General features: G+C 72.7%; 21 protein-coding genes. 13 read left to right on the forward strand and 8 right to left on the reverse strand.

The genetic code is table 11. The features are described 5' to 3' along the window. Positions 1 to 48 precede the first annotated feature (48 nt). From ACWGIS_RS21110 to ACWGIS_RS21120, 3 genes are all read left to right on the forward strand, one after another. Positions 49 to 1,356: an AAA family ATPase gene (locus tag ACWGIS_RS21110; RefSeq protein WP_453363968.1), complete on the forward strand. Its 1,308-nt coding sequence runs from the start codon at positions 49 to 51 to the stop codon at positions 1,354 to 1,356. A 131-nt stretch (positions 1,357 to 1,487) separates the two neighbouring features. Next, positions 1,488 to 2,693 (forward strand): vWA domain-containing protein, encoded by a 1,206-nt coding sequence (locus tag ACWGIS_RS21115; protein WP_453363969.1) that lies wholly within the window; start codon positions 1,488 to 1,490, stop codon positions 2,691 to 2,693. A 129-nt stretch (positions 2,694 to 2,822) separates the two neighbouring features. Beyond that, entirely contained in the window at positions 2,823 to 3,662 is an 840-nt protein-coding gene (locus ACWGIS_RS21120; RefSeq protein ID WP_453364032.1) for an endonuclease/exonuclease/phosphatase family protein, read from the forward strand. Between the two features lie 157 nt (positions 3,663 to 3,819). Here the strand turns inward: ACWGIS_RS21120 and ACWGIS_RS21125 are convergent, their stop codons facing one another. Beyond that, the gene (locus ACWGIS_RS21125; RefSeq protein WP_453363970.1) at positions 3,820 to 4,683 is read right to left on the reverse strand and encodes a PhzF family phenazine biosynthesis isomerase; all 864 of its coding nucleotides are present in this window, start codon (positions 4,681 to 4,683) and stop codon (positions 3,820 to 3,822) included. A 95-nt stretch (positions 4,684 to 4,778) separates the two neighbouring features. Between ACWGIS_RS21125 and ACWGIS_RS21130 the strand changes: the two genes are divergently transcribed. From ACWGIS_RS21130 to ACWGIS_RS21145, 4 genes are all read left to right on the forward strand, one after another. Beyond that, positions 4,779 to 5,678, forward strand: coding sequence for a LysR family transcriptional regulator (locus ACWGIS_RS21130; RefSeq protein WP_453363971.1), 900 nt, complete (start codon positions 4,779 to 4,781; stop codon positions 5,676 to 5,678). A 157-nt stretch (positions 5,679 to 5,835) separates the two neighbouring features. Beyond that, positions 5,836 to 6,270: an ester cyclase gene (locus tag ACWGIS_RS21135; RefSeq protein WP_453363972.1), complete on the forward strand. Its 435-nt coding sequence runs from the start codon at positions 5,836 to 5,838 to the stop codon at positions 6,268 to 6,270. 44 nt (positions 6,271 to 6,314) lie between these two features. Beyond that, positions 6,315 to 7,208 (forward strand): NAD-dependent protein deacetylase, encoded by an 894-nt coding sequence (locus ACWGIS_RS21140; RefSeq protein WP_453363973.1) that lies wholly within the window; start codon positions 6,315 to 6,317, stop codon positions 7,206 to 7,208. 73 nt (positions 7,209 to 7,281) lie between these two features. Continuing rightward, complete coding sequence (locus tag ACWGIS_RS21145; protein ID WP_453363974.1) at positions 7,282 to 7,869, forward strand: exonuclease domain-containing protein; 588 nt, start codon at positions 7,282 to 7,284, stop codon at positions 7,867 to 7,869. Positions 7,870 to 7,980: 111 nt separating this feature from the next. On the opposite strand, the gene ACWGIS_RS21150 is transcribed toward ACWGIS_RS21145, so the two are convergent. From ACWGIS_RS21150 to ACWGIS_RS21175, 6 genes are all read right to left on the reverse strand, one after another. Continuing rightward, the gene (locus ACWGIS_RS21150; protein WP_453363975.1) at positions 7,981 to 8,217 is read right to left on the reverse strand and encodes an acyl-CoA carboxylase subunit epsilon; all 237 of its coding nucleotides are present in this window, start codon (positions 8,215 to 8,217) and stop codon (positions 7,981 to 7,983) included. Between the two features lie 131 nt (positions 8,218 to 8,348). Next, the gene (locus ACWGIS_RS21155; protein WP_453363976.1) at positions 8,349 to 9,632 is read right to left on the reverse strand and encodes a hypothetical protein; all 1,284 of its coding nucleotides are present in this window, start codon (positions 9,630 to 9,632) and stop codon (positions 8,349 to 8,351) included. Positions 9,633 to 9,907: 275 nt separating this feature from the next. Continuing rightward, complete coding sequence (locus tag ACWGIS_RS21160; protein WP_453363977.1) at positions 9,908 to 10,783, reverse strand: geranyl diphosphate 2-C-methyltransferase; 876 nt, start codon at positions 10,781 to 10,783, stop codon at positions 9,908 to 9,910. 54 nt (positions 10,784 to 10,837) lie between these two features. Then, complete coding sequence (locus ACWGIS_RS21165) at positions 10,838 to 11,920, reverse strand: family 2 encapsulin nanocompartment cargo protein terpene cyclase (RefSeq protein WP_453364033.1); 1,083 nt, start codon at positions 11,918 to 11,920, stop codon at positions 10,838 to 10,840. Further along, the gene (locus ACWGIS_RS21170; RefSeq protein WP_453363978.1) at positions 11,917 to 13,359 is read right to left on the reverse strand and encodes a family 2B encapsulin nanocompartment shell protein; all 1,443 of its coding nucleotides are present in this window, start codon (positions 13,357 to 13,359) and stop codon (positions 11,917 to 11,919) included. Before ACWGIS_RS21170 ends, ACWGIS_RS21165 begins: the two co-directional genes overlap by 4 nt. Before the next feature lie 521 nt (positions 13,360 to 13,880). Next, positions 13,881 to 14,420 carry a TetR-like C-terminal domain-containing protein gene (locus tag ACWGIS_RS21175; RefSeq protein ID WP_453364034.1) on the reverse strand — a complete coding sequence of 180 codons (540 nt, stop codon included), beginning with the start codon at positions 14,418 to 14,420 and terminating at the stop codon, positions 13,881 to 13,883. Between the two features lie 171 nt (positions 14,421 to 14,591). Here ACWGIS_RS21175 and ACWGIS_RS21180 point away from each other — a divergent pair, with 171 nt between their 5' ends. Together ACWGIS_RS21180 and ACWGIS_RS21185 are read left to right on the forward strand one after the other, a co-directional pair. Beyond that, complete coding sequence (locus ACWGIS_RS21180; RefSeq protein WP_453363979.1) at positions 14,592 to 15,605, forward strand: zinc-binding dehydrogenase; 1,014 nt, start codon at positions 14,592 to 14,594, stop codon at positions 15,603 to 15,605. 213 nt (positions 15,606 to 15,818) lie between these two features. Further along, positions 15,819 to 17,333 carry a hypothetical protein gene (locus ACWGIS_RS21185; RefSeq protein WP_453363980.1) on the forward strand — a complete coding sequence of 505 codons (1,515 nt, stop codon included), beginning with the start codon at positions 15,819 to 15,821 and terminating at the stop codon, positions 17,331 to 17,333. A 93-nt stretch (positions 17,334 to 17,426) separates the two neighbouring features. Here ACWGIS_RS21185 and ACWGIS_RS21190 read toward each other — a convergent pair whose 3' ends face one another. Further along, positions 17,427 to 18,362, reverse strand: a complete 936-nt coding sequence (locus tag ACWGIS_RS21190; RefSeq protein ID WP_453363981.1) for a LysR family transcriptional regulator — start codon at positions 18,360 to 18,362, stop codon at positions 17,427 to 17,429. 132 nt (positions 18,363 to 18,494) lie between these two features. Between ACWGIS_RS21190 and ACWGIS_RS21195 the strand changes: the two genes are divergently transcribed. The 4 genes from ACWGIS_RS21195 (at position 18,495) to ACWGIS_RS21210 (ending at position 22,834) form a co-directional block, all read left to right on the forward strand. Continuing rightward, positions 18,495 to 19,763, forward strand: coding sequence for an MFS transporter (locus ACWGIS_RS21195; RefSeq protein WP_453363982.1), 1,269 nt, complete (start codon positions 18,495 to 18,497; stop codon positions 19,761 to 19,763). A 185-nt stretch (positions 19,764 to 19,948) separates the two neighbouring features. Beyond that, entirely contained in the window at positions 19,949 to 21,838 is a 1,890-nt protein-coding gene (locus ACWGIS_RS21200; protein ID WP_453363983.1) for an SMI1/KNR4 family protein, read from the forward strand. Between the two features lie 126 nt (positions 21,839 to 21,964). After that, complete coding sequence (locus ACWGIS_RS21205) at positions 21,965 to 22,264, forward strand: YciI family protein (protein WP_453363984.1); 300 nt, start codon at positions 21,965 to 21,967, stop codon at positions 22,262 to 22,264. Between the two features lie 102 nt (positions 22,265 to 22,366). Next, a complete protein-coding gene (locus tag ACWGIS_RS21210; protein WP_453363985.1) occupies positions 22,367 to 22,834 on the forward strand; it encodes an SRPBCC domain-containing protein in 468 nt (155 codons plus the stop codon). Positions 22,835 to 23,211 lie beyond the last annotated feature (377 nt).

Genomic DNA, 23,211 nt, shown 5'->3' on the forward strand with positions numbered 1-23,211 from the left:
CGGACCGGGGCCCCGTTCCCGTCCCCTCACACACTCAAGGTGATGCCGATGACCACCAGTACGCTCCTGCCCACTCCGCTCCCGACCACGGCGCGGTGCGAACCCGCCCGGACGACAGCGACGGACGACCGCCTCGGCGTCGCCGACAGCCTCCTGTCCCTCCTGCGGACGACCACCACCGAGGCGCGCGCCGACGAGCAGCTCGAAGCGCTGACCCTGGCCGTGGCGGCGGACCTGCCCGTGCTGTTGTGGGGCGAACCGGGCATCGGGAAGACCGCGGCCCTGACCCAGCTGGCGCACTCCCTCGATCTGCCGTTGACCACCGTCATCGCCAGCGTCCACGAGCCGTCCGACTTCTCGGGCCTGCCCATCGTCGGTGAGGACCCGGCGGTGCAGGGCGTGCCGATGGCACCCCCGCAGTGGGCCGTGGAACTCGTACGGGCCGGACGCGGGCTGCTGTTCCTCGACGAACTCTCCACAGCGACCCCCGCTGTGCAGGCCGCGCTCCTGCGGGTCGTGCTGGAGCGGCGGGTGGGTGCGCTGCAACTGCCGCCGGGCGTACGGATCGTGGCCGCCGCCAACCCGCGCGCCTCGGCGGCGGACGGCTGGGAACTGAGCCCTCCCCTGGCCAACCGGTTCGTGCACCTGTACTGGGTGCACGACCAGGAGGTGGTGGTGCGCGGCCTGGGTGGCGTCTGGCCGCGGGCGGAACTGCCCCGGCTGGCGCCCGGACGGCTGGCCGAGGCCGTCGCCTTCTCCCGCCGTGCGGTCTGCGGTTTCCTGGCCGCCCGGCCGACCCTGATCCACCGGCTGCCCAGCACCGAGACGCGACGCGGGGGTGCCTGGCCCTCGCCCCGCAGCTGGGACGCGGCGCTGACTCTGCTGGCCTTCGGCACCGCGGCCTCCGTCTCCCGCGAGGTGCTGGCCCTGCTCGTGCGCGGCGCCGTGGGCGACGGACCGGGGCTCGAACTGCTCGCCCACCTGGACCGGATGGACCTGCCGGACCCGGAGACCCTGCTGGCCGATCCGGCCGGCGCCGAGCTGCCCGAGCGGGGTGACCTGCGGCAGGCGGCTCTGGAGGCGGTGGTGGCCGCCGTCGGCGCGCGGCCCGAGCGGGCGCGGTGGGAGGCGGGCTGGGCCGTCCTGGTCCGGGCGATGGAGACCGGCGCGGCGGACCTGCTCGTCGCCCCGGCTACGGCACTGGCCGCGGTGCGGCGCGATGACTGGGAGGTGCCGGAGACGATGGAGCGGCTGGCCGCGGTGGTCGGCATCGCCCGGCAGGCGGACCGCTCGGTGGGAAGGGTCGAGGCGGCGGCCGCCGCGGCCGCGAAGCGTACGGCGGGGCGGGGCTGGTGACGGGGGTCGCGAAGCGGCCGGTGCCGCGTCCCGTGCCCCGGCCCGCGGCGCCGCGCCCGGTGCGGGCGGCCCTGCCGGAACCCGGCCGGGGGCCCGTCCGTGCGTCCGACCGGGCCGGCCTCCGGCTGGACATGGAGAAGTTGCTGACCGCCCGGCTGCACGCGGTGAACGTACGCCCCTACCTCGCCGGGGCGCTCTTCGCGCTGCACGTGGTGGAGGACCGCTCTGTGCCGACGATGGCCGTGGACGCCCACTGGCGTTGCTACGTCTCCCCCGGTTTCGTGGCGCGCACCCCGGTGGAGGAGCTGGCGGGCGTCTGGGTGCACGAGGTCTCCCATCTGCTCCGGGACCACCACGGGCGGGGCGAGCGGTACGCGCGGCAGTACGAGGAGTACGGGCCGGGTGAACGGCTGCGGCGGAACATCGCCGCGGACTTCGAGATCAACGACGACATCTACGGTGACGGGCTGCCCCAACCCGCCGGAGTGGTCCTGCCCTCGCTGCTGCGGCTGCCCGACGGACTGCTGATGGAGGAGTACCTGAGGCGGTCCTCGATGTCCGGGCTCGCCGCGGACCTGGCCTGGCTGGACTGCGGCAGTGGCGCCGACGGTCAGCACCGCCCGTGGGAACTGGGCCCCGACGGGGCGCAGGGACTCACCCGGCAGCAGCGGGACGCGGTCCGCTTCCGGGTCGCGGAGGCGATCAAGGGCAGGCCGGGCAGCGCACCCGAGGGGTGGCGCCGCTGGGCCGACGAGGCGTTCCAACCCCCGCAGCCCTGGCGGCAGTTGCTGGGTTCGGCGGTCCGCTCGGCCGCCGGTTCTCCGGGGGCCGGCGAGAACCACAGCTACCGGCGGCCCTCACGGCGTTCCGCGAGCGTCCCCGGGGTGATCCTGCCGAGCCTGCGCCGTACCCCGCCGCGGGTCTGCGTCGTGATCGACACCTCCGGGTCCGTGAGCGACGCCGAACTGGGCAGCGCGCTGCTGGAGGTGGCGGCGATCACCCGGGCGGTGGGCGGCCGACGCGACCTGGTCTCCGTGATCTCCTGCGACGCGGCGGCCGGAGTCGCCGTCCCGCTCTGCCGCGCCGAGAGCATGGAGCTGATCGGCGGCGGTGGCACGGACCTGCGCTCCGGCTTCGCCCGGGCGCTGCGCTCCCGGCCCGGTCCCGACGTCATCGTGGCCCTGACGGACGGGCAGACCCCTTGGCCCTCCGCGCCACCGCCCTGCCGTACCGTCGTCGGTCTCTTCCCCCGGACCGACCACCGCACGCACGAGGAGGATCCCGACTACGTCCCGGACACTCCGCCCGGTTGGGCGCGTGTCGTCACCATCGGGTGAGAGGCGGCGAACGCCGTGCCGCCGTCCGAGGACGCCGGGATCCGTCACTCCGCGCGGGCCGGCGGCGGGGCGTCCCATAACCTCGTACGGGAACACGTCGGATGCCAGGGGATCGACTTCGAGGAGGCGATGGTGCTCGCCAGGGGCACGCGTTTGCACGTCGGCGCACTGATCGTCGCCTGCTTGGCGCTCATCGGGCCCAGTGCCCCGCGGGATGCCCTCTTCGGCGGGCCGCTGCCGGTCGAGGCGGTCAGGGACGTCGTACCGAACCGGGTCATGACGTGGAACATGTGCAACCCGTGCGACGCGAGCAACGCCGACCGGGCGGCGGAGATCGCCACGTACGCTCCGCAGGTCATCGGGCTCCAGGAAGCGTGTGTGCGGGACGTCGAGAGCATCAGGGACCATCTGGAGAACCTGCACGGGCTGGTCTACCACGTCGAATACGGGGCGGTCCTGCGGAACTGGAGTCGCTGCGGAGGCGTGCCGTGGCGTCCGGGCGGCTACGGGCAGGCGATCCTCTCGGCGGCGCCGATGACGGACCTCGTCCTGGCGGAATACCCCGACGGCGGTTCCGAGGACCGCGGGTACATGGCGGTCACCACCACCGTGGGCGGCCGGTCCGTCCGGGTCTTCGACACCCACCTCGCCCAGCGCAGGCAGGAGGATGTCCGGGCGGCCCAGACGCGCGTCCTGGCCGCGGAGGTCGCCCGGCACGACCGCGCGATCGTCCTCGGCGACTTCAACGCCGTACCGGACGCCCCGGAGCTCGACAGGATGTGGACCCTGGCTCTCGACACGGACCCGCAGTGCCGTCACTCCGTCGGCGGGGCCTGCGAACCGACCACCGACTGGCAGAGCAAGTTCGACTACGTCTTCCTGCGAGGCATCGACTCGGTGCGGCACCGCGTGCGCCCGAGCGCGTACTCGGACCACCACGTGCTCCTCGCCGACCTGGACACGGCCTGAGCGGGCGCCGACCGGCCCCGGCCCGCGCCCGACGGCGTGCGGTGCGCCGGCCGCCGCCGCCCGCTCGTACGGGCAGCCGGCCGCCTGCGATCCGGCCCGCGACGGCTCCACCGCCCGGCCGGGGCCGCCCGGACGCGGGCCCGGGGGCCTGCCCGGTTCAGTGCTTGATCGGCACCGCTTGTCCGCTGACTCGTATCCGCGGGTCCGCGGGGTCGATGTCGACGTCGAGCAGGCTGGGGCGGCCCATGTCGTCGCCCTGGTGGATGCGCACGGTGCGGCCGTGCGGTGCCAGGCCAAGAGCTCTGAGGTACCCGCCGAACGCGGCCGCCGCGGCGCCGGTCGCCGCGTCCTCGACCACGCCGCCGACGGGGAACGGGTCGCGGGCGTGGAACAGGTCGTCCGACTCGCGCCAGACGAGCTGAAGCGTCGTCCAGCCGTGGCGTCGCATGACCTCGCCGAGGGCGTCGAAGTCGTAGTCCAGGTCGGCGAGCCGGGCCCGGGTGTGGGCGGCGAGGACGAGGTGCCGCACGCCTCCGAAGGCCACGTGCGCCGGGAGTTCGGTGTCGAGGTCCGCCTGTGCCCAGCCCAGTGCGGCGAGGGCCTCGCTCAGCTCCGTCCCGCTCGCCGGACGGGTGTGGGTCGGGACGCTGGTCAGCGTCGCGTGCAGCGCCCCGTCGGCGTCCGCCACCGTCAGGACCGGGACCTCACCGACCTGGGTGTCCAGCACCAGCGGGCCGGGGCCGATGCGTTCGGCCAGGGCCACAGCGGCGGCGATGGTCGCGTGTCCGCAGAAGTCGACCTCGGCGAGAGGGCTGAAGTAGCGCACGGTGAACCGGCGTCGGTCCAGGTCGTGCTCCGTGATGAACGCCGTCTCGGAGTACCCCACGTCCGCGGCGACGGCGAGCATGCGAGCGGTGTCGTACGACGCGGCGTCCAGGACCACCCCGGCCGGGTTCCCGCCCAGGGGGTCGGCGGTGAAGGCGGCGTAGTGCAGCACCGTGTCGGTGAGGTTCGAAGTCATGCCCCTACAGTGCCATCCCGTAGGCATCGAAGGAAGCGATGATTCTCGATGGTCATCATTGGTTACTTCGATGGTTATCGGGTTAAGGTCGGGGGGTGGAGACACAGCTGATCCGGACGTTTCTGACCGTCGCACGGACGGAGAACTTCACGTCGGCCGCGGCGGAGCTGCACCTCTCGCAGTCCACCGTGACGACGCAGGTCAAGTCCCTGGAGAAGATGCTGGGAGTGCAGCTCTTCGACCGTATGCCGCGCGGCGCCCGCATGACGGCCGCCGCACGCCGACTGCTGCCGGAGGCCGCGGCCGTCCTCGACGCGGAGGCGAGGCTGCGCTCGGCCGCCGCCGACTCGGAACCCGCGGGTACGGTCGCCGTCGCCGCGGGAGACACCCTGTGCTCGACGCATCTGCCTCCCGTGATCGCCGCGCTGCGCCGCAGCCACCCGAACATCGCCGTGCACCTGTTCCCCGCGGGCACCCATGCCTCGGTGGAGGGACTGCGCGGCGGCCAACTCGACCTGGCGCTGCTGCTGGAGGACTCGGTCGCCTTCCCCGACCTCGCGGCGACCGTCGTCGGGAAGGAGGCCCTGGCCCTGGTCGGACCGCCGGAACACCCCATGGCCTCGTCGGGGAGGGCCGCCACGTGGCGCCAACTCGCCGACGAGGACGTCTTCCTGCACGAGGAGGGCTGCTCGTACAGCGACCGGATCGCGGGCCGGCTCCAGGCCGCGTCCGGCGCTCACACCCGCCTGACCCGGCTCGGCAGCAGCGAAGCGGTCCGCAGCTGCGTCATGGCCGGTCTCGGCATCAGCATCCTGCCCCGCAGCGCGGTCGCGACCGCGCTGCGCGAGGAGCGCCTGGCCGTCATCAAGGGCCCGCCGCTTCCCGACGTCCCCGTCCAACTGGTCCGCCACGGCGAGCGATGGACGTCACCGGAGGTACGCGTGGTGGTGGAGGCCCTGACGGACCACTTCTCCACGGCGCGGCACGACGGATGACCCGCTCCACTCGCTCGGGCCGAGCACCCGAACCGGCCGCGCGTCCCACGCTCCAGGCACTGGACGCGAGCCTTCTTCGCGGGCCGTGTCACGTTCCGAGCGGCTGTTTCGTCTCATCGCCATGACACCTTCCCGCACGGGCCGGAGGAGAGACCGCATGCCGAAAGCCGGGACGACGGACAACACGACGACGCTCCACCGCTTCCACTCCGCCGTGAACAGCGGCGATCCGGAAACCGTCCTGAAGGCCATCGACGAGTTCGTCGCACCGGACGTGCTCTTCCATGCCCCCGTGCCGACGGGTGAGACCGGCGCGAAGGCGCTGAAGAAGGTGTGGGGCGTGCTACTGCGCGCGTTCCCCGACATCCGCGTCACCATCGAGGAGACGATCGCGGAGGGGGACAAGGTCGTCTCCAGGAACACCGTGACCGGGACCCACCAGGGCGAGTACCGGGGCCTGGCCCCCACGGGCCGGGCGGTCACGTACAGCGAGATCTTCGTCTTCCGCTTCGCCGACGGGCGGATCGCCGAGATACGGGGTGTCGTCGACGTCCTCACCCAGCTTCGGCAGCTCGGCGCCCTGCCGACCTGACCGGCGCAGCGGGGTCACGCCGCCGGATTCCGTACCCTGGCTGAATGCGCATGCGTCCCACTCTGAACTGGACCCCCAGCGGGGAGCTGCCGCCGGGCACCACGGACCTGGAGCCGGTCGCCGGGGCGCTGGGCACCGGCGGCGTGCTGGTGCTGAGCGGGGCGGGCATCTCCACGGAGTCCGGCATCCCCGACTACCGGGGCGAGGGCGGGAGCCTGAGCAGGCACACCCCGATGACCTACCAGGAGTTCACCGCGAGCGCCCCGGCCAGGCGCCGGTACTGGGCGCGCAGCCATCTCGGCTGGCGCACCTTCGGCCGCGCCCGCCCGAACGCCGGGCACCGGGCCGTCGCCGCGTTCGCGCGGCACGGTCTGCTCTCGGGGGTGATCACGCAGAACGTCGACGGTCTGCACCAGGCGGCCGGGAGCGAGGGCGTCGTGGAACTCCACGGCAGCCTGGACCGGGTCGTCTGCCTCACCTGCGGCGCCTTCACCCCGCGCCGGGAACTGGCCCGCCGTCTCGAGGAGGCCAACGCGGGCTTCGCCCCGGTGGCCGCCGCCATCAATCCGGACGGCGACGCCGACCTCACGGACGAACAGGTCGGGGACTTCCACGTCGTTCCCTGCACGGTCTGCGGCGGCATCCTCAAACCGGACGTGGTCTTCTTCGGCGAGTCCGTTCCCCCGGCCCGGGTCGAGCACTGCCGCGCCCTGGTCCACGGCGCGACCTCGCTGCTGGTTCTCGGTTCCTCGCTGACCGTGATGTCGGGTCTCCGGTTCGTCCGTCTGGCGGCTCAGGCCGGAAAGCCGGTGGTGATCGTCAACCGCGACCCCACCCGCGGCGACCAGCACGCCCTCGCCCGCGTCACCCTCCCGCTGGGAACCGCCCTGACCACCGTGGCGGAACAGCTGGGCATCGCTGTGGACGGCGCCTCCTGAGACGTCGGCACCAGCCTCTGCAGGGCACAAACAGGGATGCCGGGACCGGGCCCACTTCCCTACGCTCGGCGGCATGCGCCCCGAATCCGCCCTGCTGAACGTCATCGATGTCGAAGCCACCTGCTGGGACGGACAGCCGCCGCCCGGCTCGGTGAGCGAGATCATCGAGATCGGTCTCACCGTCGTGGACGTGCCGGCACGGCGCCGCGTGTCCCGGCACCGCCTTCTGGTCCGCCCCGCCCGGTCGGCGGTGAGCGACTTCTGCACCGAGCTGACCGGACTGACGCAGGCCGAGGTCGACGGGGGCGTCACCTTCGCCGAGGCATGCCGGATCCTCGTCCAGGAGTACGGGGCCGGGGAGCGCCCGTGGGCCAGTTGGGGCGAGTACGACCGGCGGCAGTTCGCGCGGCAGAGTCAGGCCGACGGGGTGGCCTACCCCTTCGGCCGTCCGACGGAGCGCACCCACACGAACGCCAAGGCCGTGTTCGCCGCGGCCTACGGGCTGCGCAGAAAGCCCGGTATGGCTCAGGCCCTGCGGATCGCCGGACTGCCCCTGGAGGGACGCCACCACCGCGGCGAGGACGACGCGCACAACATCGCCGCGCTCGTCCTCGATCTGGTGGACCGCGGGGCGTGGCCGGTCACGGCCCCCGTCGTCTAGGCGGACCGCCGCCGCATCACGCCGAGAGGTCGGATCACCGGGTCACGCCGCCGAGCCGCCCGAGCCGCGCTGCCGACCGCTGTTCTTCTCACCGGCCGTCGCCGTCCCGCGTCACCCCGCGAAGGGGAGTCGGGGCGGATGGCGCCACGAGTGGGGGGAGCGGTAGGCGCCCTGGCTGCCGTCCTGCCGCCATCGCGCGGTCCCCGGCTCCTCCTTCGGGTGGTCATCGCCTCGCTCCCGGCCGGACAGCAGGGCGCCCAGGACCACCGCGACCGCCGCCAGCTCCTCCTCCCCCGCGGTGCCCCGCACCACCCGCAACGCGGTTCCTGCACTGTTCCGTTCGCCCACGAGAGCCTCCCGACGACACAGCACGCCACGACATCGCTCACGCTCGGGCAACCCCCTCGAAGAACGCTCACCTTCCGGTCGAGGACGCTTCGAGAACCGGTACGGGCGGTGCGGTCACTCCGGGACGCTGGTCAGTCGGCCGAACCGCGCTCCCCCACGAGTCTCAGTACCTCGCGGAAGTCGTCGAGGGCCGGGCCGAACGCGCGGGTGGCGGCACGGAAGGCCGAACGGTCGAGCAGGGACCTGACGAGTGCCGGGGTTCCCTCGGCGGGGCGGTGCCGGGACCAGCGCAGTGCCAGGTCCACGCCCTCGTCGAAGAGCGGGCCGGTGCGCGTGACCCACGAGGGGTCGCGCGCCTCCCAGTAGACGGCGCAACGGATGGTGAGAACCCGGTGCAGCCGCACCAGTTCGGCGAGGTGGCCCTCGGGATCCTCCTCGGCCCGTACGGCGAGCGCGTCCACCTCCGCACGGAGCGCGTCGCGGCTGTCGTAGTAGTCGCGCCGGACTTCGGGCGACCACTGCAACGGTGTGACACCCCACGGCGGACGGGGTTCCCCGGGCCGCGGCCGCTCGCTCTCGGCGGCGGACATCGACAGCAGCGTCGCCCAGAACGACAAGTGGTAGCCGTTCCAGGATCCACGCTCCCCCGTGACCGCCAGTTCCGTCAGCAGGGCAAGCGCCTCTTGCCGGGCCGCGGCGGCCTGCCGTCCCCGGCCGTGGGTGCCGAGCAACTGCCCGTACTCGAGCAGCGCGAAGAGATGGCAGGCGACCGAGCCGCGGTCGTCATCCACTGCCTGGCCCGCCTCCATGTCGACGAGTGTCCTGAAGGCGGCGAGTGCCTCGTCGGACCGGCCCGCGTCACGGAGCGCGGCGATCCACTGCACCGGGGTCCAAGCGAGACTTCCTTCGGCGGGCCCCCAGGGCAGCGCGGCGATCGCCAACTCGGTCGCGGCGTCGGCGGCTTCGGCGTAGCGGCCCTCTTCGGAGAGGCCGGCTGCCCACTCGGAGAGACCCCCGATCACGCGGCCTGGTGACGTCTCGGCCCGCGCCCGGCCGATGGCGAGCATCTCGGCGCGGACGGCGAGCGCTTCGGCCCGCCTGCCCAGTTCGTACAGTTCCCTCTGGTACGTGTCGAGAGCCCCGTACAGGAGATCGGCGCGCTCCGGCCCGGCCGGGTCGACGGCTCGTGCGGCGGCGACCGCCTCCTCGCACAGGGGGAGGGCCGCTTCGGGCCGGTGCTCGTAACTGAGGTGCCGCAGCGCCTTCACCAGGCGGGGCAGATAGGCGGCGGGATTGACCCGGGCAAGGACACGGTAGGCGCCGACTTCCTCGCGGGGAGTGCGGCGTCCCGAGGCGAGCAGGACATTCCGCGCTCGCAGGATGTCGTCCTGGTCGATTTTCGCCGAGTAATTCATGGCGGAATTCTGCGTGTTGCCGAGAATGCCGGACAACCCGGAAGAGCTGTGCCCTTCGTCCTACTGAAAGCGCCTCCGACCTGTCATGATGTAAGCGTCACAACCCCCGGCCCACCGCTTCGACGGCGGCCCGCGCGTACCGGGCGGCGACGGAGACGACGCACACAGGGGCCGCCCGCCCCGCGCCGAAATCCGTCCCGATGAAGTGCAATTGCGAAGCGCAATTGACGGGTGGGATATCGGCCAGGCAGGCGGGCGCGCCCCTGTCCTCGCGTCTAGACCCGGTCGGCGACGATCAGCAGGTACTGGAAACTGCCGTTGCGATAGGCGTCCAGGAAGGTCTCCTCGATGCCGGTCACCAGGTGGTCGGCCTGTCGGCGCAGGTCCCAGTACGGAATGGTCGCCGCCGTCAGATCATCCACGTGCACGGGCACGAGCCGGTTGCGCGCCATGGCGCGGAAGTACTCGGACCGCGGGTGGATGTCGCAGATGTAGTGGGCGTTGATGAGGGACACCTCGCGGGACGCCTGCCCGTAGGTGTCGTTGTAGCAGCCGGTGATGACCACGTACCGCCCGCCGCGGCGCAGCAGGCGGGCGTGTTCGGCGAACAGCAGGTCCAACTCGACATACATCGTGGACTCGTTGTTCCAGGACGCCGCGTAGGCGCCGGAGGGAAGTCCGGTGTCGAGCATGTTCCGGTGGTGGTAGCGCACCTTGTGGTCGATGCCGCGCTTGCGGGCCTGCTCGTTGGCGAACTCGGCCTGCTTGACGGAGAGGGTGACGCCGTCGGCGTGGCAGCCGTGGCGCAGGTTCGCGACGACACTGCCGCCGCCGCGACCGCAGCCGGCGTCGAAGACCCGGTCGTCGGGCGAGAGGTCGCCGAGGTGGGAGGCGAGCAGTTCCGCCTGCGCGTGCTCCAGGCGGTGCAGTTCATGCGTGATGCGCTCGCGGCGCCGGTCGGGATCCGGTTCGTCGAGCACCGAGCCGTCGGCGCCGCCGATGCCGTAGTGGTGGTGGTAGAGGTCGTCGATCCTTCCGAGTTCCAGGTTGACCGGGTTCTCCTCGGCGTTCCAGTACTCCGCGACACGGTTCTGGTACGTGGACTGGGCTGGCACCGGTGCGGACGTGACGGCGGTGGGGACGGTGGTCAACGGTGACTCTCCTCGCGTGGACACTGTGCTGACGTGCTGGCGGAAACGCTCGGCCTACCAGTAGTTGGGCAGGCTGTAGCGGTGGCTGTTGGTGGCGTGCCACTCGTGGTTGCCGGACACCCAGTCGGCGAGGCCGCGGGCGTACCGTTCGACGAGTGGCGAGGTGGCCGAGAGGGCGGCGGCCTCCGCCTCGAAGGCGTCCATGATCTGGTTGTGGATCCCGACGCTCTTCAGGTAGGCGGCCTTGAGGCCGCACTGGTCGTTCGCGGCGACCACCTGGGGCAGGTTGAGGTGCTCGGGATCGCTCGCCAGCTCCTTGGTGTAGGAGTACAGGTCGTTGACGATCGTCGTGGCGTTGCAGGCCAGGGCCGTGATCCGCTGGATCTCCGGGCGGGCGTGGACCACCTCGGGCAGTTCGTAGCCGTCGACGGCGTCCACGATGGACAGGCAGGGGCGGAAGTTGTTGAACTGCCGCATCACCAGGTACTCCCAGATGTCCGGCACGTACCGGGTCTCCGCCCAGGCGGCCTCACCGAGGTACCCGAGGTGCAGTCGGGCGATGTCGTGCAGGAACCTGCCGGTCTGGCTGGGTGTGGCCACGGCGGCGTAGTCCTTCAGCGCCCAGTGGTACGAGCGCAACGGGCCGTCCGCCTGCACTCCGCGGCGCCACCGCTCCTCCAGTTCGGGAGTGCTGTGGAACGGGTCGAGCGCCGACTGGGCCACGACGAGCCGGCCGCCGAGCCCGCTGCGCACGGCGCCCCTGCCCTCGTCCTCCTCGCAGTAGCAGCTGTCGACGATGTTCTCGGCGAGCAGGAGTTTGCCGGCGACGGTGAGGCGCTCCAGGTCGGCCGCTCCGGGGTGCTGCAGGGCGACGGCACGGCCGAACTGGAACTGGGTGAAGTCTCCCGTCCACTGCGGAGGGAACAGGTCGAGCCCGCGCGCCCATGCCTCCAGTCTCCGGTCGATCTCCGCGGCCTTCTCGGGGTCGGCGGGGGCGGCCGGGCGGTACCGGAGCCCCGGGACGGCTCCGCTGCGCCTGGCGCGCAGGGTCGGAACGGGGTGGGGTGGGCCGGGCGGGGTGAACGCGGCGGCGTCGTCCGTGGACGTGGTCATGTGTGCGGTGCTCCACCTGTTCAGTCGGCGGTGCGGCCGAGCTGCACGTTCTCCAGCACGCCGGCCGCGTCGGGCACGAGGATGGCCAGGGAGTAGTAGACGGTGACGAGGTAGTTGACGACGGCGTTCTGGTCGACGCCCATGAAGCGGACGTTGAGTCCGGGGTGGTACTCCTCGGGGATGCCGGTCTGGTACAGCCCGACGACGCCCTGGTCGGCCTCGCCGGTGCGCAGCGCGATGATGCTGGTCGTGTGGGCCTTGGAGGTCGGGATCTTGCCGCAGGGAAGGATCGGGACTCCGCGCCAGGCGAGGGCCTTGTGACCGTTGACCGTGGTGGACGCGGGCATCAGGCCGCGTCTGCTGCACTGCCGGAAGAACGCCGCGATGGCCTTGGGAGGGGCGAGGATCAGCCGCGTCCCGCGCCGCATCGCCAGCAGTTCGTCCATGTCGTCGGGTGTCGGAGGTCCCGTGGACGTGCTGATGCGCTGCTCGAAGTCCACGTTGTGCAGAAGCCCGAACTCGCGGTTGTTCACCAGTTCCCACTCCTGGCGCTCGCGGACCGCCTCGATGGTGAGCCGCAGTTGCTCGCGCGTCTGGTCCATGGGACTGCTGTAGAGGTCGGCGACCCGGGAGTGCACGCGCAACACGGTCTGGGTGAGGGACAGTTCGTACTCGCGGGGTGCGAGCTCGTAGTCGACGAACCCGCCCGGCAGCGGCGGTTCGCCCGTGTGTCCGGCCCTCACCGGCATGTCCGACTCACCCGCGCGGTTCGTTTCACGCCGCCGATGCCGGTCGTACGACGCCAGGTGGGCGGCGAGCGAGGGTGCCCGGTCGCTGAGTTCGCGGATCGCCCGCAGGGGCAGCACCAGCAGGGTTCCCGCTGTCTCGGCGCGCACGGAGTCCGGCCACACGGGGTCGGACCGGCCGACGGCCTCGTCCCCGAGGTGGTCGCCGTTCGTGGCGACTCCGAGGGACTGCTCGTCGCCGTGGGCGCCGTCGGTGAAGCGGCGAAAGCGGCCGTGCGCGACGAGGTGGATCTCGGTGACGGGCTGGCCGGCCCGGACGACGACCTCTCCGGGCTCGACCTCCCTCGTCGTGAAGCGGCCGGCGATCTCGTCCAGGACTTCCGTGTCCGTGCAGCCGCGCAGGGCCGCCAGCTCGGCCAGTGTCCCGGGGATCACCCTGATGCCGTCCGCGCCGTTGTGCTCGAAGCGGACGCGTCCGCGGCCCACGTGCAGGTGCAGTCGCCGGTTGACGCGGTACGCGCCGCCCTGGACGTCGACCCACGGCAGCGTCCGCAGCAGCCACCGGGAGGAGATGGCCCGCATCTGCGGCCGGGACTTGGTGGTGGTCGCCAACTGGCGGGCGGCCTGTGTCCCGAGACTCGTGCGAGCCTGCTCCGAGGGCGGTGGCGGAGGCGCTTCGTCGACCGCGGGACCAGTGACGCTGTCCGGTACTGACACATGCCCTCCGGGAGCTGAACGGAAGTGAGGAGAACGCCCGGTGGTGAGCGAGGTGGCCGTGCGCAGGAACAAGCGAAACAGGCGGGACGGCAGGCCAGTAAGGCGCGAAAGAGGGCGGTTTGCTCGCTGAGAGGCATAAACACCGTTATGAGGCAGGAGGCGCACTGTGGATCACCTCGCGCGCCCCACCCCCGCGCGAGGCCCGAGACCGGGCGGCAGGAGATTCCGGTCACCGGAGGACGCGCCTGCTCACGGCCAAGACTTCGGCGAACGCCGTTCCTGACGTCCGACACCGGCACATTGCCTCACTCGCCGTTCCGGACGCCGCATGCGCCCGACCGGCGCCGAGGAGGGGAGCCACCGGGCCTGCGAGGCCCGGCACCTTGGCGGATTCACGCGCTGCGAACACCCCGCACCGGCGCCTCGGCGACCTCGCACGCCGCCGACAGCCGACCGACCGGGAAGCTCTGGCAGCCAACTCCCGAACGGCGCCGATATCAACCCCACAGGAGCCCTCGATGTCAGCCCTCGGCGCGCCTGACCCCGTCGAGTGTGAGGCCGACCAGACCGTGCACGAGGGCCCCGTCCAGGGGGGCCCCGCTCAGGAGGACGCGCGTGAACAGGGGCCCGCTGATGGCTTCGACGACCAGACCGGCGTCGGTGTCCGCCGCCAGTTCCCCTCGCTCGACGCCGCGCCGGACCATGACGGCGGCCCGTTCGAGCCGGTCGCGCCAGTAGCCGGTGCGGCAGTCGTCGAGCGTGTCGTCCCGCTCCGCGCTCAGGCGCAGCAGGGCCCGCCCCTGCGCCGAGTCGAGCAGCCGGACCAGCGCCAGGAAGAACCGCGTCAGGTCCTCCCGTACGCCCCCGGTGTCGGGGATCGGCAGCGCGGTGTCCAGTTCCGTGGTCAGCGCGTCGAGGATCATGTTCTCGCGGGTCTTCCACCTGCGGTAGACCGACGTCTCGTGCACTCCGGCCGCCCGGGCGACAGCGGCGACGGTCGCTCCCCGCAGTCCTTCCGCCGACAGGATGTCCACGGTGGACGCGAGGACGGCCCGCCGCATGCGCTCGCCGCGCCGTCGCAGAGGGGGTGCGGGCGCGGGCTCTGGTGCGGAGGACGGGGCGGCGTTCACCGTGCAAGCGTAAAGCAAGTCCACCTGCGTTGGGTGTACGGTGAACGCAAGGCGACCTGCGATATGGCGCGAGGCTCGCCGCCGCACCGAGGAGACCGCCCCATGGAGCAGATGCTCGCCGCCCGACTGCACGTGCCCAGCCGCACCCTGCGCATGGAGGAAGTACCCCGCCCCCAGCCGGGCCCCGGGGAGGTCCTGGTGAAGGTGGAGGCAGCGGGCGTGTGCCTCTCCGACGTTCACCTGATCGACGGGACGCTCACCCCGCTGCTGCTCAAGGGGGACACCGTCACGCTCGGCCACGAGGTGTCCGGCGTGATCGCCGAGGTCGGCGACGGGGTCACCGCGTGGCAGACGGGCACCCGTGTGGTCCTGCACGCGGGCGAGGTGCGCGACGGCGTCACCTACACGCGGGGTGTCGACTACGACGGCGGCTGGGCCGAGTACGCCCTGTCGTCCGCCGACGCGCTCACCGTGCTCCCGGACTCCATCCCCTTCGAGCAGGGGTCGATCATTCCCGACGCCGTCTCCACTCCCTGGGGCGCGATCACCACCACCGGTGCGGTCCTGCCCGCCGAGGCGGTCGGCGTCTGGGGCGTGGGAGGGCTCGGAGTGCACGCCGTGCAGCTGCTGCGCGCGGTGGGCGCCTGCCCGGTCATCGCCGTCGACCCGAACCCCGTCGCCCGGGAGCGCGCCCTCGCGGCCGGCGCCGACTTCGCACTGGACTCCGCCGACCCCGAGCTGCGCGCGACGGTCACCAGGCTCACGGGCGGCGCCGGTCTCGCCGCCGCCTTCGACTTCGCGGGCGTCCCGGCGGTGCGCGAACAAGCGCTTCGGGTCCTGGCACCCAAGGGCCGGCTCGTCCTGGTCGGGCTGACCGACAAGCCGCTCACCGTGTCGGACGGCACCCGCTTCAGCTACCTGCAGCAGCAGATCCTCGGCCACTACGGCTCCGACATGCCCGTCGCCCTGCCCCAGCTCCTGCGGCTGATCCAGAACGGGCGGCTGGACTTCTCCGGCTCCATCAGCGACGTGCTGCCGCTCACGGAGGCGGCCCGGGCGGTGGAACGGCTGGAGCAGAAGGAGGGCAACCCCATCCGGCTCATCCTCCGCCCCTGACGACGGCGACGACCGACGCCGGGGCGGGGAGCGGTCATGTGGCGTGCCGGTAGGTGCCCGCCCCGGCCCCTACGGGCACGCCCACCGGCCGTCGAGGTGCACTGGCACGCCCCATTGGCCGTGGAGGCGACCCAGCCGCCTCGGCGCCGGGAGCCGTGCGACGGCGCAGAAAAACCCGCGCCCTTCACGCTCGGCGCGGGCATGATGCCTGTCGTGCATCACGTCCTGTGCGGTCTCGCCGGCAATACCGCCCTGCCGTCCGAACTGGTCGACCGGCTGATCGCGATCGCGGACGAGGACGTCGCGGACAGCCTGGCCGGCCGGCCGGACCTCAGCCACGCGCAGGCGGTGGAGCTGGCCTCTCGCGTACCGGAGAGCGGGCCGCTCCTCGCCTACAGGGGCCGGCTGACCGCCGCCGACGTCGATCCCTCGGCACAGCCGCTCACCGCCCTGGCTCTCCTCGATGAGCGTTCCGGGAACCCGGAGTGGGCGCGCCTTCTCGCGGCGGATCCGCTCGTCGAGCGCCGGGAGAAACTGGCCGGCTGCCCCGGCCTCCCGTCCGACGTGGTGGAGACTCTGGCACACGACTCGCACATCGCGGTCGTCGCGGAACTCGCCCTGTGGGCCACGCCGGATGTGGCCGCCGGGCTGGCCGGTCATCCTCATGCAGAGGTCCGGCGTGCGGTGGCGGTGAACGAGGCGACCCCGCCTGCCGTCCTCGCCGCGCTGCTGAGCGACGAGGGCCTGCCTCCCGCTCGCTGGTGCCTGGTCTGCGACGGCGGGACGACGCCGTGCGCGGATGATCCTCAGGGCCGGCAGCCCTCGCGTGACCTGCCGAGCGGTGCCTTCTGCGACGGAGCCCACGAGTCCACGGTGCACGACATCCGCCAAGCGGCCTTGGGGAACCCGGCCACACCCGTCGATGCGGTGGTCGACTTCGCCGCCCACCCGTCGGTCCTCCTGCGCTGGGCACTCGTCAGCCGAACCGACCTGCCGGCGGAGGTGTACCGGCTGCTGGCCGCGGACCCCGTTCCCGCAATACGCGCCGACCTCGCGGGAAATTCCGCGATCGACGAGTCCTTGATCCGGATCCTGGCCGACGACCGCGGACACGACGTACAGCGCAGCCTGGCCCATCACCCGGACGTGCCGCTCGACGTGCTGGTCCGCCTGGCCTCGACCTGCAAGATCGGTCCGACCCTGCCGCCGCGGATCGCCGCCGCCCGTCTCGACGAGGTCGAGTCGCTGGCCCAGTCGCCCACGTCCGCCGTGCGGATGCTGACGGCTCTACGGCGCGATCTGCCCGCCGGAGTCCGCGACGCGTTGGCCACCGACCCCGACGCGAAGGTGGTCAAGTCCGTCGCCCCTCATCCGGGCTTCGACGAGGCACACCTGCGAGGCATGGTGGAGCGGTACGGCGTTCAGGTGGCCGCGGGGGTGGCGGCCAACCCGGACGCGACCGCGGAGCTGTTGTGCGACCTGGCTCGACACCGGCCGACGGCGGCGAGGGCGTGGCGCGAGATCGCCCGGCATCCGCATGCGACGGGGCCGGCACTCCTCGCCTGTCTGACCGACGGACGGGCGAGGCGGACGGCAGCGGGCCATCCGGCTCTCCCGGCATCAGCCATCCAGGAGTTGCTCACCGACCCCGACTGGCTCGTGGTGGAGGCGGCGGCAGCCAACCCGTCACTGCCGCACGGGGTGATGTGGGATCTGGTGGCTTCCTAGCGGCAGCGATCGGTCGGCTCGAACCCGACCGGGTCAGGGTCTACGAGGAGCAGGTGTAACCGCTCCGTCGGACCGGCCGTGTTCGCCGGTCGGTCAGCGGGGGATCACCCAGTCCGGTGCCCAGGTCCCCGCGGCGTCGTGGCCGGGCGCCGTCGCGGCGAGGTGGGCGCGGAGCGTGGCCAGGGCCGGGTGCGGGCTGTCGCGATGCCAGAGGAGCGCGTGCGGGTACACGGGCGTCGGGTCGGTGATCGGGATACGGCGCAGTCCGTGGCCCGCGGGCCAGACGAGGCGGGTGTCGCCGCCCATGAAGGTGGCCAGCGACGGGGTGTCGGCGATGGTGTCGAGGAGCGCGTCCGACCCGAAGTTGGGGCCGGTGGCCTCGATGGTGAGGCCGAACCCGGCGACGAGGTCGTCGTAGTAGGCGGCCCATTCCGTGCCGGGGACGATCCCGGGCATCCAGATCCGGTGCCCGGCCAGCTGGGCGACGGTCACCGACCTGGCGCCCGCCAGCGCGTGGGCGGGGCCCGTGAGGAGCTGGATCGGCTCGTCCAGCACCCGGACCGCCGCGATGTCGTCGGGGAAGGGCCGGCCGGGCGCGGCGACGGCGCGGAAGGACGCGTCGATCGCACCGGAGCGGATGGCGGCGACCGCTGTCTCGATCTCGAACAGCATCACGACGTCGAGGTCGATCTCGGGGTACGCGCGGTGGAAGCCGCGCATCAGCCCGGTCGCCGCGCCCCGCGAGGCGATCACGTCCACCCGCAGGGGACGACGGCCGGCGCGCACGGAGGCGGACGCGCGCTCGGCGACGCGCAGCAGCTCGCGCGCGTGGGGCAGGAACGCCTGGCCGTCGATGGTGAGCTCGGCGCCGCGCGCGGTACGGGTGAACAGCAGCACGCCGAGATCGCGCTCCAGCGACGCGATGCGCTTCGAGACGGCCTGCTGGGTGACGGCCAGCTCGGCGGCGGCCTCCTGGAACTGTCCCGCCTCGGCTGCGGCGACGAAGGTCCGGACGATGTCGAGGTCCATGCCGCCAGCCTAGGGCCACAACGGTTGGTTGTGGCTGAGGGCTCCGCGGTTGTTTGTGCGCTGGGTACGGTGCTCGCTTTGATGCAGTCGTACGCGGACCGGTTGTGCAGGTGAGGGCGAGGAGCATCGGGAATGAAGGGCTGGCACGGGCCGGGGCGGTCGACGGGGGTGCGCCTGGGCCGGCGGTTCGGGTGGCTCTGGGCCGCGTACGGGACCAGCGCGCTCGGCACCTGGCTGGCCTTCGGCGCGTTCCCGCTGATCGCGGTCCGCGTGCTGGACGCCGGGCCTGCCGAGGTCGCCGCGCTGTCCTCCGTGGGGGCCGCGGTGGGCGCGGTCGTCGCGGTGCCGCTCGGCCCGTGGGTGGAGTTCCGCCGGAAGCGGCCGGTGCTGATCACCATGGACCTCGTGCGGTGCGCGGCGCTGCTGACCATCCCCGTCGCGTTCGCCTTCGGCGTGCTCAGCTTCCTCCAGCTCCTCCTCGTCTCGGTCGTCGTCGCGGCGGCCGACATCACCTTCCGTGCCGCCTCCGGCGCGTACCTGAAGACCCTGCTGCCGGCCGAGGACCTGCTCGTCGCCAACGCGCGGTTCGAGTCCACGTCCTGGACGACCACGATCGTGGGGCCGCCGCTCGGGGGCCTCGCGATCGGGCTGCTCGGCCCGGTGGCGACGGTGGTGGCCGACGCGGTCAGCTATCTGCTCTCCGCTCTCGGCATCCGCGCCATGGGCGGGCACGAGCCCCGGCCGGCGGACCGGAAGGCGACGCGGGTGCGGGCCCGGGACCTGCTCGACGGCTGGCGCCACATCCTCGCCGACGCGACGCTGCGGCCGCTGTTCTTCAACACCGCGCTGTTCAACGGGCTGGTCATGGCCGCGCAGCCGCTGCTGGCCGTGCTGATGCTCGGACCGCTCGGATTCGCGCCGTGGCAGTACGGCCTCGCCTTCGCCGCGCCGTCGATCGCCGGGCTGCTCGGTTCGCGGCTCGCCGGGCCGCTCGTCGCCCGGTTCGGCGGACACCGGGTCCTGGTCGTGACGGGCGCGCTGCGCGCCCTGTGGCCCGTCGGGCTCGCCTGGGTGGGGCCGGGGACGGGAGGGCTGCTGCTGGTGGTGGGCGTGGAACTCGGGCTCATCTTCTGCTGCGGGGTGTTCAACCCGGTCCAGGCCACCTGTCGCCTCGAACGCACACCGGCCGACCGGGTCGCCCGCACCCTGTCCGCCTGGGCGGTGACGACCAAGGCCTCGACCGCGCTGCTGACAGCGCTCTGGGGCCTGCTGGGGACCCTCCTCGGCCCGCGCACCGCCATCGGACTGGCCGGGCTCCTCCTCCTGGCGACCCCGCTGCTGCTCCCCCGCCGCACGAAGTGCGCCCCTGCCGAGCCCCAGCCGGCACCGAGCACCACCTGAGGTCTGCCCGCAGTGGGCGGAGACGCCGGAATCACGACGTCGGGCAGCCCGTCGTCTTCGAAGTCGCCGGGCGCGTCTCGCGGCTCGGCTCCGGAGTTGCAACCCCGAGGCACAAGTGCCCTGGGGCATCACGCCGGTGACGGGGCCGGGACTGCGTTGTCAGTGGGTGGTGCCATGATCCGCGCATGACTGTCGAGGCATTCAACTGGCATCAATTCCTCGGGCGCTGGCAGGAGGAGTGGGTTCCGCGCGCGGACGATGACGCGGCTGACGAGCCCGCCGCCCCGCTGGGCGGGCCCGGCGCGGACGAGGCGGCGATCGCCGCGGCCGAGGAGCGCCTGGGGACCCGACTGCCGCCCTCCTACCGCGCGTTCCTCGCCGCCAGTGACGGGTGGCGGGTGGACCAGATGGCCGCCGTCCACCAGCTCGGTGGCGCCGCCGACATCGACTGGTTCCGGGACCCGCACGGCATGAGCCCGCTGTACGAGCAGCAACTGGACGCCTCCTCGCGCGAGGAGGACGTCCTCCTCGCGGGAATGTGGCGCAGGGCGCTGCGGCTGGAGACGGAGTCCGACATGTCGCACGCCCTGCTCGACCCGGGCGACCGCGACCAGGACGGCGAATGGGCGCTCTTCGTCTTCAAGGGGTGGAGCGGTGAATACCCGGACCGTTACCCGTCGTTCAGGGCGTACATGGAGGCCATGTACCGCCATTTCCACGCCGACCGCGTGGAGAGACCCGACTTCGTGAACGCGACCACCCGCGCACAGGACGCCCGCACCGAGGAAGCCCGCCTGCTGGCCTTGCGCGGGCGGTACGAGGATGCCCTGCCGCTGTTCGAGGAGGCGCGGTCCTTCGGACGGCCGCGGAGTGCCGTCCTGCTGCACCAGCTCCAGCTGTTGCTGGCTCCGCACGGTGCCTCGGACTACGGCGCTCTGGTGGCCGACCCGCGCTACCTCCCCGAGACCCTGCCGGTGGCGGCCATGAGTACGGCGCGCGAGGCACGGCAGCCGGACGAGCGCGAGCACTGGCTCAGGATGATGGCCGCCCGGGGAGTGGACCGGGCGGTCGCCGAAGCCGTGCTGGACGCGGTGCGGGACGGCACGCACCGCTACGCGCCTCCCGGTCCCTGGGGCCGGGCCGTGGCCGAGGCCCGGGAATCGGCCCGGTGGGGAGGGGGCGACGCCGCGTGGCGGGTGCTGCGCGAGGCGCTTCCGCGGTGGGAGACGCCCGGACCTGCGCTGATCGCTCCGATCGGGCTGCTCGCCGATCCGGTTCTGGGCCCGCTGGTCACCCCGGAGCGCGGACGGGAGATACTCGCGACACCGCGGTCCGGGCAGACGGGCCCCGCCCCCGAGCCGGTGCCCGACCTCGACCCCCCGGGCCTGACGTGGCTGACGGAGCCGGTACCGAACGGGCAGAGGCTGGACGGCTACCGCTGTGTCTGGGTCCAGGACACCGACCCCACCCTCCTGCCCGCGCTGATCGGCGAGGACGGCGCCCGGCTGAGCGCGCCCGTGAATCCGCGTACGGCGTCCTGGAGGGCACCCAGGCCCCACGAGCGGGAGGGCGTGGAACTGTGGGAGGACAGGGCCGTGGTCAGCGCCGGCCGCACCGCCGGGGGGTGGGCCTTCGCCTTCGACGGCCAGTCCCATCACCGGCTGGGCACGATGTCCGAGTCCCCCGCGCGAGCCGCCTCCTCGTCGGGCCTGGCGGTGGTGCTCTGGCGCGATCCGGCGTTCGGGTCCTCCGACGACCACCCCGCCGCGTTCCACCTGTCGGTGGCCGAGCGGGGCGAGGAGCTCTACGCGTTCACCGTGCGGGGCGCGGAGGTCCTGCGCTCCGGCGCGATACCCGAAGCCCTGGACCCGGCGCGGCTGTTCCGCCCGGAGGACTCCGAACCGGCCCGCGAGCTGCGCTTGTTGCAGGCCGTGCAGGACGAACTCGGCCTCTCGCTCCCCCGCTTCGCACTGACCCGCGGGAAGCTCCCCACCTTCACCACCCGGTCCTGGACCCGGGCTCCACGCGAGGGCGAGAGCTTCGCCTACCTCACCTTCGGTCGCCACAGGCCCTGACCACGGCCGGGACCGGTCCGCACCCTCCCACTGCCGGCGCGGCGACGTACGGGCACGCGCTCGGGAGGGCGACCGGTCCCCCACCCGCCGGGCACCCGGCGGCCGGGTCCGGCTAACCTGCGGATCATGTTCGTCATGGAACTGACCTACACGGCACCCATCGAGCGCGTCGAGGAGCACCTCGGGGCGCACGTGGCCTGGCTGAGCACCCTGTACGAGGAGGGCGTGGTGATCGCCTCCGGTCGCAAGGACCCGCGGACCGGCGGCATCGTGATCGCGGCGGGCATCGACCGCGCCCGCGCCGAGCGGATCGCGGCGGCGGACCCCTTCGTCGCGGCCGGGGTGTGCGAGTACCGGATCACGGAGTTCATCGCGACGAAGACGGCGCCCGCGCTGGAGCCGTACCGGGAGCAACTGCCGGCCTAGGCGAACGAGAGGCGCTGGGTGCCCGGCCCCGTGCCGCCGGATGCGGGACGGCAGGGCCTCCCGCGTCCGGCGTGGCCGGGCCCGCGACCGTAGACTCGGCGCATGGACCGGAGAGACCGAGCCGCCCGGCTGATCGCCGCCCCACCGGCGGCCGTCTACGCCGCGCTCGTCCGCAAGGAGTCCCTCGAGGTCTGGTTGCCGCCGGACGGCATGAGCGGGCGCATCGAGCGGTGGGATCCCCGGCCCGGCGGCGGCTTCCGCATGGTCCTGACCTATCTCGACGCCACCGACAGCCCCGGCAAGTCCTCGGGGGCGACGGATGTGGTCGAGGTCGAGTTCGCCGAGCTCGTGCCACCGGAGCGGGTGGTGCAGCGGGCGGTGTTCGAGGCGGACGATCCGTCGTACGCGGGCACCATGACGATGACATGGCGGCTCGACGCCGCGGGTACCGGGACCGAGGCCGCTGTGACCGCCACGGACGTCCCGCCCGGGATCGAGCAGGCGGTGCACGAGGCCGCGATGGCGTCCTCGCTGGCGCACCTGGCGGCCCACGTCGAAGAGGCCCGCTGACCACCTCGGCTTAGGCCCGGCTGTCGCTGTCGGCCCGGCCCTGATGGCGCGTTCCGTCCACTCCGGCGTAGCTGCCGTCGCCGTGGACCTGCCGTCCTCTGCCGACGGCTCTCTTCCCACGTCCCGCCTCCCAGCGACGGACGACTGCCGTCAACTCCCTTGCCCCGCAAGCGAGATCGCACTTTGTCCCCTGAGCGGAAAAAGAATGAAGATCTTGATGGAAAGGGGTTACGGGTGAGGACCAACCCCGCTAACTTCCCTGAAATGAACCGGTCATAAATTACTTCGGCCGGGGCTCGACGGCGCGACGGCGCGCGCCTGTACTCCCTCACGGCAGTCCCTGCGGCCTGCCGCCACCCCCACCCCCGGGAGAACTC

This window comes from Streptomyces sp. NPDC054842, assembly GCF_053611025.1.

What these genes read in the sequence shown, in the direction of transcription:
- ACWGIS_RS21110 (WP_453363968.1), top strand. Translation starts at nt 49, where the DNA reads ATGACCACCAGTACGCTCCTGCCCACTCCGCTCCCGACCACGGCGCGG.
- ACWGIS_RS21115 (WP_453363969.1), top strand. Translation starts at nt 1,488, where the DNA reads ATGGAGAAGTTGCTGACCGCCCGGCTGCACGCGGTGAACGTACGCCCC.
- ACWGIS_RS21120 (WP_453364032.1), top strand. Translation starts at nt 2,823, where the DNA reads ATGGTGCTCGCCAGGGGCACGCGTTTGCACGTCGGCGCACTGATCGTC.
- ACWGIS_RS21125 (WP_453363970.1), bottom strand. Translation starts at nt 4,683, where the DNA reads ATGACTTCGAACCTCACCGACACGGTGCTGCACTACGCCGCCTTCACC.
- ACWGIS_RS21135 (WP_453363972.1), top strand. Translation starts at nt 5,836, where the DNA reads ATGCCGAAAGCCGGGACGACGGACAACACGACGACGCTCCACCGCTTC.
- ACWGIS_RS21140 (WP_453363973.1), top strand. Translation starts at nt 6,315, where the DNA reads ATGCGCATGCGTCCCACTCTGAACTGGACCCCCAGCGGGGAGCTGCCG.
- ACWGIS_RS21145 (WP_453363974.1), top strand. Translation starts at nt 7,282, where the DNA reads ATGCGCCCCGAATCCGCCCTGCTGAACGTCATCGATGTCGAAGCCACC.
- ACWGIS_RS21155 (WP_453363976.1), bottom strand. Translation starts at nt 9,632, where the DNA reads ATGAATTACTCGGCGAAAATCGACCAGGACGACATCCTGCGAGCGCGG.
- ACWGIS_RS21175 (WP_453364034.1), bottom strand. Translation starts at nt 14,420, where the DNA reads ATGCGGCGGGCCGTCCTCGCGTCCACCGTGGACATCCTGTCGGCGGAA.
- ACWGIS_RS21180 (WP_453363979.1), top strand. Translation starts at nt 14,592, where the DNA reads ATGGAGCAGATGCTCGCCGCCCGACTGCACGTGCCCAGCCGCACCCTG.
- ACWGIS_RS21190 (WP_453363981.1), bottom strand. Translation starts at nt 18,362, where the DNA reads ATGGACCTCGACATCGTCCGGACCTTCGTCGCCGCAGCCGAGGCGGGA.
- ACWGIS_RS21195 (WP_453363982.1), top strand. Translation starts at nt 18,495, where the DNA reads ATGAAGGGCTGGCACGGGCCGGGGCGGTCGACGGGGGTGCGCCTGGGC.
- ACWGIS_RS21200 (WP_453363983.1), top strand. Translation starts at nt 19,949, where the DNA reads ATGACTGTCGAGGCATTCAACTGGCATCAATTCCTCGGGCGCTGGCAG.
- ACWGIS_RS21205 (WP_453363984.1), top strand. Translation starts at nt 21,965, where the DNA reads ATGTTCGTCATGGAACTGACCTACACGGCACCCATCGAGCGCGTCGAG.
- ACWGIS_RS21210 (WP_453363985.1), top strand. Translation starts at nt 22,367, where the DNA reads ATGGACCGGAGAGACCGAGCCGCCCGGCTGATCGCCGCCCCACCGGCG.